A 16952-nucleotide genomic window follows, 5' to 3' on the forward strand; every position below is an offset into this window, starting at 1 on the left:
GATTTAGCTCCTAATCAATGACATGGCCAGTCGTGAAATAACGAGCTAATGCGGCTGTAGAAACAAAGCCAAGCATTGCAACCAATAATGCACCTTCAAACATTGATGTACTTGCCCAGTAAATGCCTAAAACTACAATTAAACAAATCGCATTTAAAAATAGAGTATCGAGTGCTAGAAGACGATCAACCATAGAAGGTCCCATAATCAGACGAATTAAACAAAGCAACATTGAAATTGTAATCGCTAAAGTACAAATCCCTAATGCATAAGGCAGTATCATCATGATTTATCTCCTGCTTTTACACCAAAAATATCCATTAAAGGCTTTTCATATTTGGCTTTAATGACTCTGATTTCTTCATCTGGATCGTCAGTGCTTAAAGCATGTACTAAAATATCGCCACGATCTTGATCAATACCCGCAGATACGGTACCTGGTGTAGTGGTAATAATCATTGCTAATAACGTATTCACTTCTTCATGGTGTGTCTCTAAAGGAACACGAAACCATTTAGGATGTAATTTGTGTGTCGGACCAAGAACTAATTTAGCCACATTAATATTGGAAACAATAATATCCCAAAGCACAACAAAAAAAAGTTTTGATGCTTCAATCCAATTGATGTTTGGTGTTCGATCAATAAAGGGACGAACTAATTTAGGAATAAATATGGCTAAAATAATCGCCATAGTAATTGATGCAATATCAGCACTATGAGAGAGCATGAGCCAACTTAAACCAACAATAACTGAAACGAGTGGATGAGGGAGCCATCTATCCCAAAATGATAATTTTGACATTTATGGTTCCTCCGCTAGTTTCAGTTGATTACTTTCTTCAACAGATGAATGCTGTTGTTGAATTTGTTGTAGTTTAAAATCGGAGATATGCTCTCCAGATAATGTATTGGGTGCAATTAAGAAAGGAATCAAATGAGCATTCGGATCTTCAGTTTCACCACCATATTTAGTTTCTGGCAAATATTCTGGATTAAATGGTTGAATGCTAATGACTTGACCATGCTCATCTTGTTTGAGCAATATTTGATTGTAAAGCGCATTATCTTGCATTTGCTTCGATGTATTTAAAACATATTGATAAACAGGATTTGAAGCGATCACATAGACAATCAACCCTGCTAATAATATATAAATAGTTTTATCATTACGCTTTGGTGCTTGAGCAGGAAGAGCTTGGTATGCTTTATATGCTTCTGTTTCAGGATTATCTTCAGGTTTTGTTGCACGCCAAAATAGTACAAAGCCAGCACGTGTAAATGCAATAATACTTAGTAAGCTCACCAATAAAACAATAACAATAATTAAAATTTGATAAGGTGAATTTTCAGTTGCTTGTAAAATAAAGACTTTACCAAAGAAGCCACTGAAAGGTGGTAAGCCAGCCATCATTAAAGCAATTAGAAAATAAACAACAGCAATTGTTTTATGCTGTTTCATTTGTGGTGCAATTTGAAGTTGATCTTTGAATGCACCACGTTGTGAGGTAATCCATCCACATAAAATGTAGAATGCTGCTCCAATAATTGTACTATGAACTAAATAATAGAGCGCAGCTGCCCAAGCATTGGTATTAAATAGTGAGATGGCAATTAAGATTGTACCAATCGATGATAAAATCATAAAACCAACAAAACGGCGTAATCGTTCTGCTCCCATCGCACCAATGACACCATAAAGTGACGTGATAATGCCAATTGGGAGTAACCAATTTTGGAGAATCTCTTTACTCATTGCATCATCAAACACGGTTCCATTTACACGTAAAATTGAATAAATGCCGACTTTTGTCATGATGGTAAAGATGGCTGCTACAGGTGTAGTTGCAACAGCATATGTTTTCGGAAGCCAAAATCCAACAGGAAGCATAGCTGCTTTTATGCCAAAAACAACGAATAAAAGTAAACCACCTGCAATTGCAATTCTATGCTGGTCTGGTTCAAGTAATGGAATTAAGCGTGCAACATCTGCCATATTTAAGCTACCTACGCTACCATAGATCATTCCTAAACCAATAAGGAAAAATGCAGACGCAAGTAGGTTAATTGTGACGTAATGAATACCCAGTTGGAAACGTGCTTTACCTTGTCCGTGTAAAAGTAAAACATAAGATGCCATGAGTAAAATTTCAAAGAAGACGAATAAGTTAAATAAGTCTCCTGTGAGGAAGGCTCCACATAAACCCATCAGTAAAAAATGCATCATGGCATGGAAATAACGACCGCGTTCATCCCACTCTTTACTTGCAAACCACATGACTGGTACAGCTAAAGAATAAGTCAGTACAAGCATGAATGCAGAGAGTCGATCTAAAACGAGCACAATTCCAAAAGGTGCTGTCCATTCACTTAAGTTATATGTCGTAATTTGCCCACTACTTGCAAAAGTGAGATAAATAATAGCTGTTGTTAAACCTAGAACTGATGACACATAGCTAATGCCTCGACGCCAAGGTTGTCGCCAATCGTGTGCTAAAGAACCAGAGCCAGGATTACCTAACAGTACTAAAATAAAAGCCGTAAATGCTGGAATTAAAATACTGAAAATAGGTGTGTGTTGAATCCAAAACTGGATGAAGTCATTCATTATGGCTCATCCTCACGTGGGTGACTTGGAGATATTTCTTCTTCTTTGGAATCAACGTGATCTGTCCCTGTTTCATAACGTGTACGTAGTGCAAGTTGGACAATAAAAGCAGTGGTTGCAAAGCCAATAACAATAGCTGTAAGTACTAATGCTTGCGGCAATGGATCTGTTGTTTTTGCTGTTTCAGTTAAAATTGCAGGGGCATTAATATGGATGCGCCCCATAGCAAATAAAAATAAATTTACAGCATAACCAATCATGGCTAGACCTAAAACAACAGGAAAAGTACGCGCACGTAAAATTAAATAAATTCCAGTTGCTGTAAGTAATCCAATGGCAGAGGTGAGTAAAAATTCTAAGCTAATCATGATTTACTCCTTTGGTACTGGACCAGCCATGCTTGAATGACGTGAGTCACCCAATACGGAAATCATTAACATGGTTGCACCAACGACAGTGATATACACACCGACATCGAAAAGTGCAGCCGATGCAAGATGCATTTCTCCCAAAAGAGGAGGGGAGATATGAACATGTGCACTTGTGAGGAATGGACGTCCCCAGAACCATGAAGCAAGACCTGTTGCTCCAGCAATCACTAAACCTGTGCCAATCCAAATTTCATATAAACGACCAGATTTAGCTTTGAGCATTCTTTCTGCTTGGTCTTGTCCAATTGCAATATATTGAATAATTAATGCAGATGATGTGATTAACCCTGCAATGAAACCACCGCCCGGTAAGTTATGTCCACGAAGGAAAATATACAAACTCACAACTAATGCAAGTGGTAAAATCCATGAAGCTGTAATTCGGAACATTAGTGGAGATGGATTAAAACGATACGCGAGTCCTTGAGTCATGATTGTGCCATGTGCACGCATACCATCCATCATGCATAGAGCACCAATTGCAGCGATACCAAGAACCGTAATTTCACCAAAGGTATCGAAACCACGGAAGTCTACTAAAATTACATTTACAACATTACTACCACCACCTAATGGGATAGATTGTTGCATAAAGAACCATGAAATTGAATTATGGTCTCGGGTCAGAATGAGCCATGTAATCCAAGAAATACCTAAGCCAGAACCAATGGCAATAATCGCATCACGCCAGCGACGTGAAACACTAGATTCATATGGCGTAAGTTGTGGTAATAAGGATAGGCTCATTAACAGAAGAACAGTAGTTACGACATCTACAGTGATCTGTGTAAGTGCTAAATCTGGAGCAGAGAAACAGATAAATACCATGGTCACAACAAGACCAACAGCACCACTAATGAGTACGGCTTTAATTCGTTCATGATGAAACCAAAGCATCATCCAACAAGATGAGAATAGTAATAACCAAAGAACAATTGCAATGGCAGGTGCATAGGTAAGTTCACGTGTACCTGTAGTTAAGGTATCACTTGCTAAAGGAGCGGCAACAACAGCAATGGTAAAAATGACAATCCACATTAAATAGCTTTGTAATTTTCCATTTTCTGTTGCACGTTTAAACTTACGAGAATTTGTGAGTAGAAACTTAAGGATTGATTCAAAAATAATTTTTCCTTGGAATTTTCCAAGATAAGGATCTAAATCAATACGACGAATTCGACCACCTTTTGCCAATGCAAAATAGAAAATGGCACCACCGATCAAGGCAATAATGCTCATGACTAATGGCGCATTAAATCCATGCCAAATTGCAAGATGGACACCTTCAAAATTTGAATTTTGTGTGGTTGCTTTTGTTCCTGCATTAATAATTGGCTGTATTAAAAGAGCAGGTAAAATACCAACTAAAATACATAAAATAGCAAGTAAAGTTGCAGGTGCTCGCATACCAAAAGCAGGTTCATGTGCATCTTTATTTGGAACATCTTTACCAATTGGACCATCAAAGAACACACCGTGTACTAAGCGAATTGAGTAAGCAACTGCAAAAATACCAGCTAAGGTTGCAATAATGGCAGACAGCACCATGATTGGACCTGTTAAATCTGCCAATAGCTCGGTAAAGAACATCTCTTTAGATAAGAAACCATTGGTGAGTGGTACACCTGCCATAGAAGCAGCTGTAATCATGGTCAATGTTGCAGTAAATGGAAGTAATTGCCATAAGCCGCTCAGCTTACGTAAATCTCGTGTCCCTGATTCATGGTCAATGATTCCAGCAATCATAAACAATGCAGCTTTAAATGTTGCATGGTTGATGATATGGAAAATAGCAGCTGCAACAGCTAATGGAGAACCAATTCCGAGTAAACAAACAATTAAACCTAAATGACTAATCGTTGAATAAGCAAGTAAGCCCTTAAGATCTTCTTTAAATATGGCAAAAAAGGCTGCCATACATAGCGTAAATAAGCCAATAAACGTGACTAAATTATGGTAGAGCACAGAGCCAACGAAAATAGGCAATAATCTTGCTAATAAGAAAATACCCGCTTTGACCATGGTCGCTGAGTGTAAATAAGCGGACACAGGTGTTGGTGCTGCCATGGCATTTGGAAGCCAAAAATGAAATGGAAATTGGGCACTTTTAGTAAATGCACCCAATAAAATCATGAGTAATGCAGGAACAAATAATGGGCTACTTTGAATTTGATCAGCCATTCCTGTGATTTGATCAATTTGGAATGTACCTGTAATTTGCCCCAGTAAAATAAAACCACCTAGCATGGATAAACCACCCATGCCTGTGATGGTTAATGCCATACGAGAGCCACGTTGAGCAGCTTCATAATTACTCCAATAGCCAACGAGTAAGAATGAAGAAATACTGGTGAGTTCCCAAAAGACCAATAAAATAATTAAATTATTAGAAAGAGCAATCCCTAACATTGCTGCCATAAACAGCATAAGTAAAACGTAAAGTTTACTTAGGGAATTTTTAGGGCTTAAATAATAATAAGCATATATATAGATGAGTGTGCCAATGCCTGTGATTAGCAATGCAAAGATTAATCCTAAAGCATCTAAGCGGAAGCTTAAATCAATCCCTAACTGAGGTAGCCAAGACCAACTCTCAGAAAGAGTAGCACCGTTAAAGACCTCTTTGGCTTGAGTCAGTAATAAAATAAAACTTGTTAAACTGACCCCAATCGCTCCAAAAGCAGTCACCCCGCGTGAAAATTTATTCAACCACGAGACAAGTATTGTGCCTAGGACTAGCGGTAACAATATAATAATCGGTAGCACACTCGTATCCATTGTTGTGAATAGGTTTAAAACCTAAGTAAATCTAAATCTTTCAATAATTTTAGGACGACAAAGAGAAGTCCAAGGATTCAATTATGAAAGCAGCTCTCTGTTCAGATTGTGTGAAAAATCAAATTGTATTGCACAATTTGTTAATCGATTGTAATTTCCGATTTTATTTAAGAAATCACAAATAAAATCGATCATATTACAGGCGAAGCTGAACATCAATCTTTTTTGAACACTTTCGCTATTATATGCTTTCTTAGCATTTTCTAGGGCTTAAAAACCCTAAAAAATATTTAAATAATGTAATCATGGGCATGAAATATGGAAATAAAAATTAAGGTTCATCCATATTTTGTGGAATTGAAATATTCCCATGTTGATTAAGAAGATCAATAAGAACTTGTTGTTGCGCTTGATTTAAATGCTGTTGAATGAATTCGAGGAGTGATTCAGGTGAATGTGTTATTTCAAAAGATTGGCTGAGCTCTTCTGTTATAGTTTCAGTAGAAGATTCTTCATTTAATACTTCATGTAATTCATTATAAATTTGTTGGAATGATGAATGCATGAGTTGAGCGTCTAAATCTTGAACTTGATACTTTTGAAGTTTTAAACATTGAAAATCAGTTGCATCATTTAATAACTCATTGCGTGCAGTAGTTGCAATAATTTGTAGCCGAGGGAATGCCTCATTGAGTTTGGTCAGAATTTGACTTGATGTTATATCGTCTAATTGATGTTCAATTTGATCGATTAATAGGATTCCTTCACCCTCTAGACCTGGATATAAACTGTGTGGATTGAGTAAACATAAGCGCCTCACAACATCACCAATTAAGGCAATCCAAGTACGAATGCTACCCGGTAATTGTTGAAAAGGCATCATTTTTTCTTTGTAGCACACGATCATTTGCAGTTTAGGGTGGAAATTTAAGTCAATTGCAGTGACATCTGTAAGTACTGTAAAAATTGCAGTTTTTAATGCTTGTAGGCTAGGGGCATGCATTTGAGTATAGACATCTAAAAGATGCTGACTCAAGTTGATGGCGGGATGTTCAGAACGTTGATCTTGAATAACATGTTGGACAAGTTGAGCTGTTTGTGCGTTTTCAATATCTGAAATTTCTCTAAACCATTCAAAAAAGCGTGAAAAGGTTGTGTAAGGAATAGTGGAAATCTCATAGGCATTTGTTGTTTGAAATACTAAGGGATTATTTTTGCTGAGCAAATTTACTTCATTGATAAAACGCTCAACAGGGTAGTAAGCAATTAAGGGTAAACCTTGCAATTTATCTTTTTGAATTGCTTTTTGATATAGTTTGACCAGCTGTTCAAGTTTCTCTGTATGAATTTGAGTTGTGCCAACATTATTTTGATTTAAGGTTTTATACAGTTGCCACTCGCACAAATGTGGATCTTGCTCTTGATTGGTTGCAGACTCTACAAATGCACCAATTTCACTTGGAAAACGAACAGTTATATCAATTTTTGTCTGCTGTTGGTTGTGTGAAATATCTTGATCAAGTGTAACTAGACCTGCTGTTCTTAAATCCTTATAGCGTGCAGAAAACCATGTTAAAGCTTGAAAGGTGGTCTTTAAAATGGAGGTTTTTCCACTACCTTGTTCCCCAAAAATTAAAGTAATTGGTTTATTGTGGTAATTAAAGTTAAGTGTCAAATTAGAAAAATGTGTAACGTGCCGCAACTGAATAGATTCTATTTTCATGGAACACCTACATGTGTTATTTAATTGATTTCCTTAAAGATAAAGGCATTTTAATTTTAAGCTGTTGTACCAAGTCATAAATATGATGAATATTTAAGCTTAACTTAGCTCGTGTACATGCAACGTATAATAATCGTAATTCTTCATCGCTAATTTTATAATCTTTTTCATTTAACTTAAATTGATAATCATCTTCTATATGAACTCGATTCCATTCTAAGCCTTTGGCTTTATGTGCAGTCGAAATAATATAATCTGATTGTCCAATTGGTGTGATTTTAGCAAGTGCTTTTTTTAGAGGCTCTATTCCGTGATCATCTACCAATTTAACTAAAGGCTTAATGTCACTGCCTTCATTAGTTTCGCAATATTCATGTACATCATGCCAAGAATTGAACCAAGCAAGTTCAGGAACATCAGTAATACGTTTTCCTTGTTTAAGCATGCTGGCAGCATCAACAAAGCGATTTATACGTGCGTGATCGGCTTGGAGGCTGACTTTATCTCCATGAACTAAACCTGCTAAAAGTAGTTCCATTGCACGTGCATTGGTCCGACATAAAATTGCATCGCGAAGTTTTGTATGAGGCTTATTAACGACCTTTGAATTTAAATCAGGATTACCTAATAAAGGTACTGTTTCGTTTAATGCACCTAAAATAGCATTCGCATTATGCGCAATTTCTTCACCAAATCGGAATGATGTAGTTAAACGAGATTCAGGTAAAGGTAATTGCTGCATGGCATTTATAGCACCACGCCATGCATAAATTTGTTGATGAGCATCGCCCACATAAATGACTTGAGAATTACGTTGCTTTAATAAAATCCCCAACATGAGTGGATCAGCATCTTGTGCTTCATCAAATAATATATAATCGGCAGGAATATTAGGTTCAGATAGCGCCCAAAGCTTTAAATAAATATCATGTCCGATTCCAGCTTGATGGTTAGGGTCAATAGACTCTAACCAACGACGTTCTATAGCAGGATATAAATGTGCTTGTAGCGTGACGATATCATCAGGGTGAAGCCAATTAGGTGCTTGTAAATGACGAGGTGCAGGATATTGTGAACTTGTAGCGCAAAAGTAGCTGACAGCATTGGCAACTAAACTTGCTAAACGAGAGGGCATAAGGACATATTTTTCATAACGTCCACCCATCATACGTCTGAGTGTAATTGGTGTAAGTCGATATTCTTTCGCTAAAAAACTAGGGCTTAAACGAGGTAAACGTAGTTTATCAGTGACTCCACGTGGAACACTGCGAAAAGCTAAAGAGTGGAATGTTCGACAATCAACATTACGATGAAATTTGCTTTGAGCTTCGCCCGCAATTGATTTATTAAAAGCTAAATACATGCCACGCCGTTGGGGCATGGCATCACTAATCATTTGTAAGGTTGTGGTTTTACCTGTCCCTGCATAGGCAATAACTTTGAATGATTTTCCTAGGCGAGCATTATCTATTGCTGTTGCTTGCTCATAAGTCGCTTGTGGTTTTTGCATATTAGGGACAGTTGAATTCATAATTTAGTGTTGGCGATTTGCTTTTTCAACTAAACCAGACAAGCCTTGACGACGAGCTAATTCATTGAGTACTAATTGTGGATCTAGGTCGAAATATCCCAACATTACAATCGTATGGAACCAAAGATCAGCGACTTCATAAATTAAGTCATTTTTATTATCTTCATGCGCTTCAATATTAAAATCTTTTGCTGCAATGATAGTTTCAATACTTTCTTCGCCTACTTTTTCTAAGATTTTATTTAAACCTTTATGATAAAGCTTTGCGACATAAGATGAATCAGGATCGGCTTTTTTACGTTCAGCCATCATTTCACCAAGATAAGATAAAACCTCAACTTGTTCTGACTGTGCAGCTGATGCGTTCATCGCAAGAGTATGTGGGTTTACAGATTTTTCACCGTAAATTTGGTTTGGATCTTTGATTTGAGCATCAACAATTTCCCAACCATTTTCAGTTAATTTACGATAGAAGCAAGATTCACGACCTGTATGGCACGCAATACCACCATGTTGTTCAATTTGTAAAACAATAACGTCAGCATCACAATCTAGACGAATTTCATGCACAGTTTGAAAGTGACCAGATTCTTCACCTTTGTGCCATAATTTTTGACGTGAACGAGAAAAATAAACGGCTTGTTTTTTTTCAGCAGTGAGGGCTAAGGATTCACGATTCATCCATGCCACCATTAATACACGTCCAGTTTGATGATGCTGAGCAATGGCAGGAATTAGACCTTGTTCGTTAAATTTTACTTCATCGAGCCATTGCAGATTATTCATGAGTGTTTCACCAAAATTTGTTCAAAAAAATAAGTATACGGATATCGTATCGGTTTCATAGTGTACGGTATTCATCTATAGAGAAGGAAATAAATCTTTATCTATTTTTAATTGCACACTGTATTTTGCTACTTTTTAAATGAAGACTGTGCAATATCTTGATATTTCATATTGGAAAATAAACCAGATTTAAGCCCTGAAATTGTAATAGCCATTTCTTTTCTAAAATATGGAAATTGATACATCATGGAAAAAGATAAATCTCGTAATGGACCAGTCCAAGAAGCATGAGATTGATAAAGTGGTGTTAATAATCGACTAAAAAATTGATAAAAGTTTGTTGAAGATAAACGATGCTGATGATAATCCTGCCAAAGATGTGAAAGATTTAAAGCACCATGTTGCGTTGCTGCTTGAATAGATTGTCCTAATGCCCAAGCATCAAGTAGCGCCATATTTGCACCTTGACCGAGCTGTGGGCTCATAGCATGAGCGGCATCACCAATTACACCTATACGTCCCGAACCGAATTTAGACATGACCACATCTCTATAATGTGCTGAAAGCCATTGTTCAGGATGTTCAATTTGTGGCTTGATAGATTCAATCCACTCTGCAACTTTTGGCCAGCGTTGATTTAGGTCAAAAAGCCAAGTTTCAAATGAATATTGTTTTGTAAGAAATTGGTCGAGTTGATGAGATGGTATGCTCCAAAAAATACTTGAAAGTGCTTGGTCACTGTGAGGGACTTTTCCTGTTGGCATAATTCCCATCATAGTTTGGGAGCGATCATAAAATTGATGCAAAATATGAGTTTCAAATTTTTCACATTCTGGAACAATAATCCATTTTGCTCCCCATGGATAAGGCTTATTAATTTTTACCCATGATTCTGGACGTAAATGACTCCGAGCACCATTGGCAATAATGACTAAGTCAAAATGTGCTGAAAAATGTTGTTGTTTAAATTGACCTTCTAAGGTGACATGATTTGAATATTCATTAATTTTAAAAATTTCATACCCGAGATACCATGAAATTTGTTCTGAAAACGCATGTGCCTTACTTTCTAAAACGTGCGTTAAACTTGCTCGATGAATGCCTAAACCATAAAAATCATCTTGCGCTTGTTGGTAGTGGCTATTGACCAATAATTTTCCATTCGCAAGTTGACCTTCCAGCCCTGTAACAATACGAGTAAGAGACAAAGCATGTTCTAAAACACCAAGATGTTCAAATACAGCTAAACCTGAGGGTTGTAATAATAAACCTGCGCCCACTGGGGAGAGTTGTTCTACTTTTTCAAAAAGACTGACTTTAATATTTTGCTGTGCAAGCAAAATTGCCGTTGCAATACCTGCTGTTCCTGCGCCAATAATGGCAATATGACGTTTTTTCATTATGTTGTAAGTTTCTTAATATATTAATATAAAAAATATAATAGAGTTCTTTCATAAGTCACTTTTCAATCAAATAAAAATCATAGCACTTAAAGCAAAAGACAATAAATATAAGGCTTAGAGCCTTTTACCGATTAATAAAAATATAATTATGAAAGAAGTCTAATATGAATAAGGTGGTATGAATATCACTTGTTTAAATGATATATATGATCGATCATAGCAGAGAAATTTATTATTCTTAAATGTGAAATTTTAATAAAAGGATTAAAGATGAGAATGACAAAAATTAGAGCAATCACTACGATAATATTTTTGAATATCTTTTTAAGTGCATGTATGACATCATTATTATGGGGTGAATATCCTGTAGTTGATAAAAAAACAACCTTTCAATTAGTGAAAGAAGATCAAATTAGAAGTTTCGCTAAAGTGATACAGAATAATCAAAATCCACAGTTTGTGGTAATAGGAACAGATAATGCTTATTTAATTGATGGTGCGACTCAGAATATTAATCGGTTGCTTGAATTAAATAGCTCTAGTCAGACATTAGAAATATTAGCAGACTATGATAATAATTTGACTTTAGAGTTAGATCAAAAACAACAAAATAATTATGAATTTAGCTCTCAATTACAATTTAGACTCATTATAAAAAATCCAAGTGAAGAACAAAAAAATACACTTAAAGCTGAAGCTAAAACATTAAATGCGAAAGTAAATGAGAGTACAGATGAATTAAGAATCACTGCAAATATCCCTATAAAAGGGAAAATAATTGTGTTGGATGATCGGCTGAAAGCATTAGAACAACAACAGATGTCAAAACAGTACAAAATTAAGTTAGGTTATACCTCAAATACAAAATCATTTGATGGTGGTCAGTTCTTATCTAATCTTATTTATACACCATTTGCATTGGTTGCAGATGCAATCGTTATACCACTTGCATCTGTTGGTGTAGCGGGTGCTGTGCTTACAGGAAAATAGTTTTTTGATAATGTAATTAAACTAACGATCTTAAATGTGGATGGTTAGTTTAATGATAAAAATGATTAATTTTTTTAATCATCATAAAAATAGCATTAGAAACTTTTTATAACATCAGCAAAATTTTGTTTTTCAACCATTTCTAAAAACTCATCTCCCATCCGATGGCTTTCAGCAATACATTGTTTCCATAATTTAATCCGTTCATTTTGATCTAAACCTTTTGTGGTGAAGTCTTTACGATCGGGGAAGTGACCTAATGGTAAGCTTTGTAAATATTCTTGAGATGGTGAAATTAATAATGTACGTGCTTGATTCATTGGATTTGCACGACGATTTTTTAACATTTTATCAAACCAACCAGGGGTAATATGGTCTGTAAAATGTGGATATAGCACAATGCCTTTGCTTTCAAAGGGCAGGTCAATATGATAGTCAATGAGCCCACCATCACGATAACTGCCTTTCGGTGCATCGGGAATATCTGTTACCGCAGACATCGCTACAGGAATAGAAGCAGAAGCCATTAACCAAGGCATCACATTTTTTTCAGTGAGTGATTGATAGAGGGTTGTGAACTCATCATTCACTTTGAATTGTTGTTCAATATTGGGTTGGCTAATAACACGTTGCATAAATAAACGATTATGTTTGCGTGCAAGAGCATTACTTCCGACTATGCCCATGACAGATGCAAGAAGGGGAAGTGTTTTATCACTTTGAAAAATATGATTGGCTTTAATAGATAGAATCGTTAAGTGATAATCTGGATGATTAATTAATTGTTGTTCTTTGCCTTTAACTAAGTTTTCTAGCATGTTACGGCATACATCACCAACATCATGGCGCGTCATCTTTTTATGAAATGAAAGATTTGTATATAAATCAGCAAGTCTTTCTGTTCCTTCTTTTGCTCCCCAAGCTAGGATACTTGCAAAACGCCAACTCCCAATTGAAGAACCAATTAATGTACGACGTTGCTTTGCTTGAGAAAAAAAATCGCCAAAAATTGCTTGATCTAATCCCTGAATTCCAAGTCCTTTAGGTCCACCTGCTGCACCTGGTACAATATCAACTTGAGCTGCATTTAATCCTTCTTTTTGAATAAGTTTTTTAGCAATGTACCCAGCTTTAATATTTAATGATGGCGGATGCTTTTTAAGAATGTGGGTCATAATATTTTTAGACAGCGATTGATAAAAACATAGTTGAATTTTAAATAAATATTAAAAAGCAACAATGGCGATAAACCTCATCGTATGACTTTGCAGTCACTTTATAATGCATTGTTGCTAAAATAAAAAAGCTAGTCATGGACTAGCTTTTCAAAATGTGATGATAATTATTTGGATATACGCCAAATTGACAAAATACTTGCAATAACCAACATAATGATTGAAATATACCAAGGTGCAATCACTGCAATTGCTAAGAAAATGGCAATAAAGCTACCAAAAATCCAACTTCGCTTATGCTGAACTTCCATTTGTAGTCGCATACTTTGCAATTCATTAATTTGTTTTGCATGCCATGCAGATTGATTCTTTAAGCCATTTAAGCTGTCAATCAATAGGCTTGGGAAATCTTGTGCGCCAAGAAGTAAATCAGGAATTTTTTGTCCTAATTCTTTAATATTTTTTTGAGGATTCATTTGCGCTTTAATCCAATCCGTTAAGATTGGTTTTGCAAGACTCCAAATATCTAGATTAGGATATAAATCTGTGCCTAAACCTTCTACGTGAACCAATGTTTTTAGTAAAAGCATGAGTTGCGGTGGAATTTCCAAATGGAAGCGACGTGCAATATCCATCACTTCAAGTAAAATACCTGCAAAATCCAACTCATTCATTGGTTTTGACACCATTGGACCTACAGTTCTACGCATTTCACGTGCAAGCGCATCTTGATCTGTACCCGGTGGAATCCAACCCGCCTGATGCACAATTTGAATGAGTTGCATAAAGTCACTATTCATTACAGCTAGCAACATTCGTGCAACGGTCATTTGATCGTGCTTAGACAGTTCTCCCATAATTGCACAATCAAGTGCAATAAAACGTGGATTACTTGGATTAATCGTTTCGACAAAAACATTTCCTGGATGCATATCTGCATGGAAAAAGTTGTCACGGAATACTTGAGTAAAGAAAATAGTTAAGCCTTTACGCGCAAGATCAGCACGATCCATTCCTAAACGATCAAAGGTTTCTATATCTGAAATTGGAACACCAGTAATACGTTCAGCGACCATAACATCTTTACTGTCCATATAGACTTCAGGCACATACATCATGCTTGAACCAGTAAAGTAGTGACGCATACGACGGGTGTTGTCTGCTTCTAAAGTTAAATCAAGTTCTTTTAAAATGATTTGACGATAGTCTTGAATAATTTCAGATAAATGTAAGGCACGTGCTGCTTCTAGACGTTTTTCTAGCGTGTGACCTAGCCATTCTAAAATTTCAAAATCTTGTAAAATTTGTGCACGAATATTTGGACGTGTCACTTTTACCACAACTTCTCGACCATCGTGTAGGGCTGCAGTATGTACTTGCGCAATAGATGCAGCAGCAAGGGGTTGTTCATCAAAACGTGAAAATAATGTTGAAATATCTGCTTTTAAAGATTGTTGAATTCTTGTTTTAGCAACATCAGAACCAAAAGGTTTTACACGGTCTTGAAGTAAAACCAATTGTTGTAAAACTTCAGGTGGAATTAAATCACGACGAGTTGAAAGTAATTGTCCTAATTTAATAGCTAAAGGCCCCATATCTTCAAGGGCTTGTTTTAGCTTCAGAGGATTTTTCCTTTCTTTGCTAGACCATGCAGCAGGATGCATACGAATAATGCTAAGTGCATGGCGAGCTTTTTCAGGTAATTCTTCAGCAGGAAACAACGTGTCGAGTCTATAGTGCGCAGCAATACGCCAAAGTTCGAGTAAACGTGAAACATGCGGAATCATATAGTCAATTACCTAAATTGTGAGTAGTGTTTTAAAGAGATTCAATCAGGTCTTTGAGTTGCTGAATTTTAGCTTCAGCACGATCTAAGTTTTGATTAAAAATACGTATATCTTGGTTTAAGTCGTCCATTTGCCAACGTGGGGCAAATACACCTAAATCTTCTTTTAAAGTATCTTCTGCAAAAAAGAACTGGCTTTGTAAAGTACGTTTTAAATGTTTTGGTGCAAGTTGAATTTTACCAATTTCATGAGCAAGTGCAGATCCAATCCAAGGAGATAAATGTGCTGCAAGATCAGGTTCAGCTTGATTCATAATACGCTGAATATCTTGCAAGAGATGATAATCGCCTTGTAGTGGAATATTTCCAACTTCTTCTGCAAATAATAATTTGATCAGTTCTATAATATTTTGCACATGCAAAGTAGCAGTGGCTTCTTGAACTGTATCATCTGCTTGTTCATAAGGTCGTTGTTCAAAAATAGACGTACTTTCAGATTGTCCTGTTGCTGTGGGTTCGAGACGAATTTTTTGATCATCAAAAAAAACATCAACAGAAAGCTGAGGAGAATCTAAAACAACACGAAGAAGTTTACCTTGTAAACCATTGAGTTGGACACGAGTAATCGCATCCAAATCAATAATATGGTTCATTAATCGTTCAGCTACACCAAGTGCAAGAATCGACCACATGATATAAAACCTTTAAAGTTTGAAACCACGGTGAACTGCAACAATACCACCTGTTAAGTTATGGTAATCACAGTTTTTGAAACCTGCATTTTCCATCATACCTTTTAAAGTACGTTGATCTGGATGCATACGAATAGATTCAGCTAAATATTTATAACTTTCTGAGTCATTCGCAACAAGTTTCCCCATAATTGGTAATGCTGTGAATGAATAAAGATCATAAAGTTTAGAGAATGGTTCAAATACAGGTTTAGAGAATTCTAAAATAAGTAGACGACCGCCTGGTTTAAGCACACGATACATTGATTCAAGTGCTGCATCTTTATCGGTTACGTTACGTAGACCAAAGCTAATGGTTAATAGATCAAAGCTATTGTCAGCAAATGGTTCTAATGTTTCAGCATTAGCTAAAACAAAATCTACATTGGTACAACCTGCATCAATTAAACGATCACGACCTACATTAAGCATTGATTCGTTAATATCAGAAAGTACGACATGACCCGTTGGACCAACTTCACGACTAAATACTTTGGCTAAATCACCAGTACCACCGGCGATGTCTAGAACATGCTGTCCACGACGAACACCAGACATATTAATAGCAAAGCGTTTCCATAAGCGGTGGATACCAAATGACATTAAGTCATTCATGATGTCGTATTTGCTTGCTACAGAATGGAAAACTTCAGCAACTTTTTGTGCTTTTTCTTCACTATTTACGGTTTGATAACCGAAGTGTGTTGTTGAACCAACATTTCCTGTATTCGCACCACGTGGCAGATTATATTTTGGTACAGAACCTGTCACAGGTGTGTCAGTGATACGTTGCCCAAGAGACTGTTGTTGCCCTTGAGGAGCACCTTGTGGAAGAGGTTCAGTTAAGAATGGACTCACGTTGTCTGAGTTTTGTGCCGACGCTGCAGGGGTTGGCGTTTGATTTTCATTCGACATTGGAGTCACTCCTAACAAAAAAATCGGTTTAATCTTGTAGTGCATGCATGATGACAGATTATTTGTCGTTGTACAGCAGTCATCATGCAATTGTTA

Annotated in this window: 14 protein-coding genes; 1 reads left to right on the plus strand and 13 read right to left on the minus strand. The window is 36.3% G+C overall.

Going from position 1 to position 16952, the window contains the following annotated elements; all coding sequences use genetic code 11:
- Positions 1-10 precede the first annotated feature (10 nt).
- The 9 genes from AOY20_RS05575 to AOY20_RS05615 all read right to left on the minus strand — a co-directional run bounded on the left by AOY20_RS05575 (position 11) and on the right by AOY20_RS05615 (position 11256).
- The gene (locus tag AOY20_RS05575) at positions 11-286 is read right to left on the minus strand and encodes a monovalent cation/H+ antiporter subunit F (protein WP_054580945.1); all 276 of its coding nucleotides are present in this window, start codon (positions 284-286) and stop codon (positions 11-13) included.
- The gene (locus tag AOY20_RS05580) at positions 283-804 is read right to left on the minus strand and encodes a Na+/H+ antiporter subunit E (RefSeq protein WP_054580946.1); all 522 of its coding nucleotides are present in this window, start codon (positions 802-804) and stop codon (positions 283-285) included. The genes AOY20_RS05575 and AOY20_RS05580 overlap by 4 nt, the downstream gene beginning before the upstream one ends.
- The gene (locus tag AOY20_RS05585; protein WP_054580947.1) at positions 805-2607 is read right to left on the minus strand and encodes a monovalent cation/H+ antiporter subunit D; all 1803 of its coding nucleotides are present in this window, start codon (positions 2605-2607) and stop codon (positions 805-807) included.
- Positions 2607-2975, minus strand: coding sequence for a Na+/H+ antiporter subunit C (locus AOY20_RS05590; RefSeq protein WP_054580948.1), 369 nt, complete (start codon positions 2973-2975; stop codon positions 2607-2609). Before AOY20_RS05590 ends, AOY20_RS05585 begins: the two co-directional genes overlap by 1 nt.
- A 3-nt stretch (positions 2976-2978) precedes the next feature.
- Positions 2979-5816, minus strand: coding sequence for a monovalent cation/H+ antiporter subunit A (locus AOY20_RS05595; RefSeq protein WP_054580949.1), 2838 nt, complete (start codon positions 5814-5816; stop codon positions 2979-2981).
- Between the two features lie 331 nt (positions 5817-6147).
- On the minus strand, positions 6148-7539 hold the full coding sequence (locus tag AOY20_RS05600; RefSeq protein WP_054580950.1) for an AAA family ATPase: 1392 nt from the start codon (positions 7537-7539) through the stop codon (positions 6148-6150).
- A gap of 16 nt (positions 7540-7555) precedes the next feature.
- The gene (locus tag AOY20_RS05605; protein ID WP_054580951.1) at positions 7556-9070 is read right to left on the minus strand and encodes a UvrD-helicase domain-containing protein; all 1515 of its coding nucleotides are present in this window, start codon (positions 9068-9070) and stop codon (positions 7556-7558) included.
- Between the two features lie 3 nt (positions 9071-9073).
- Positions 9074-9856, minus strand: a complete 783-nt coding sequence (gene hisIE, locus AOY20_RS05610; protein ID WP_054580952.1) for a bifunctional phosphoribosyl-AMP cyclohydrolase/phosphoribosyl-ATP diphosphatase HisIE — start codon at positions 9854-9856, stop codon at positions 9074-9076.
- A gap of 128 nt (positions 9857-9984) precedes the next feature.
- On the minus strand, positions 9985-11256 hold the full coding sequence (locus tag AOY20_RS05615) for an FAD-dependent oxidoreductase (RefSeq protein ID WP_054580953.1): 1272 nt from the start codon (positions 11254-11256) through the stop codon (positions 9985-9987).
- A gap of 339 nt (positions 11257-11595) precedes the next feature.
- Here AOY20_RS05615 and AOY20_RS05620 point away from each other — a divergent pair, with 339 nt between their 5' ends.
- Entirely contained in the window at positions 11596-12249 is a 654-nt protein-coding gene (locus AOY20_RS05620; RefSeq protein WP_054580954.1) for a hypothetical protein, read from the plus strand.
- Between the two features lie 95 nt (positions 12250-12344).
- Here the strand turns inward: AOY20_RS05620 and AOY20_RS05625 are convergent, their stop codons facing one another.
- The 4 genes from AOY20_RS05625 to ubiE form a co-directional block, all read right to left on the minus strand.
- Positions 12345-13424 carry a patatin-like phospholipase domain-containing protein gene (locus tag AOY20_RS05625; RefSeq protein WP_054580955.1) on the minus strand — a complete coding sequence of 360 codons (1080 nt, stop codon included), beginning with the start codon at positions 13422-13424 and terminating at the stop codon, positions 12345-12347.
- A gap of 167 nt (positions 13425-13591) precedes the next feature.
- Positions 13592-15211: an ABC1 kinase family protein gene (locus AOY20_RS05630; RefSeq protein WP_054580956.1), complete on the minus strand. Its 1620-nt coding sequence runs from the start codon at positions 15209-15211 to the stop codon at positions 13592-13594.
- 31 nt (positions 15212-15242) lie between these two features.
- Positions 15243-15902: a ubiquinone biosynthesis accessory factor UbiJ gene (locus tag AOY20_RS05635; protein WP_054580957.1), complete on the minus strand. Its 660-nt coding sequence runs from the start codon at positions 15900-15902 to the stop codon at positions 15243-15245.
- 12 nt (positions 15903-15914) lie between these two features.
- The gene (gene ubiE, locus AOY20_RS05640) at positions 15915-16856 is read right to left on the minus strand and encodes a bifunctional demethylmenaquinone methyltransferase/2-methoxy-6-polyprenyl-1,4-benzoquinol methylase UbiE (protein WP_054580958.1); all 942 of its coding nucleotides are present in this window, start codon (positions 16854-16856) and stop codon (positions 15915-15917) included.
- Between the last annotated feature and the right edge of the window lie 96 nt (positions 16857-16952).

Origin of the sequence: Acinetobacter equi, assembly GCF_001307195.1 — a bacterium.
Lineage (GTDB): Bacteria > Pseudomonadota > Gammaproteobacteria > Pseudomonadales > Moraxellaceae > Acinetobacter > Acinetobacter equi.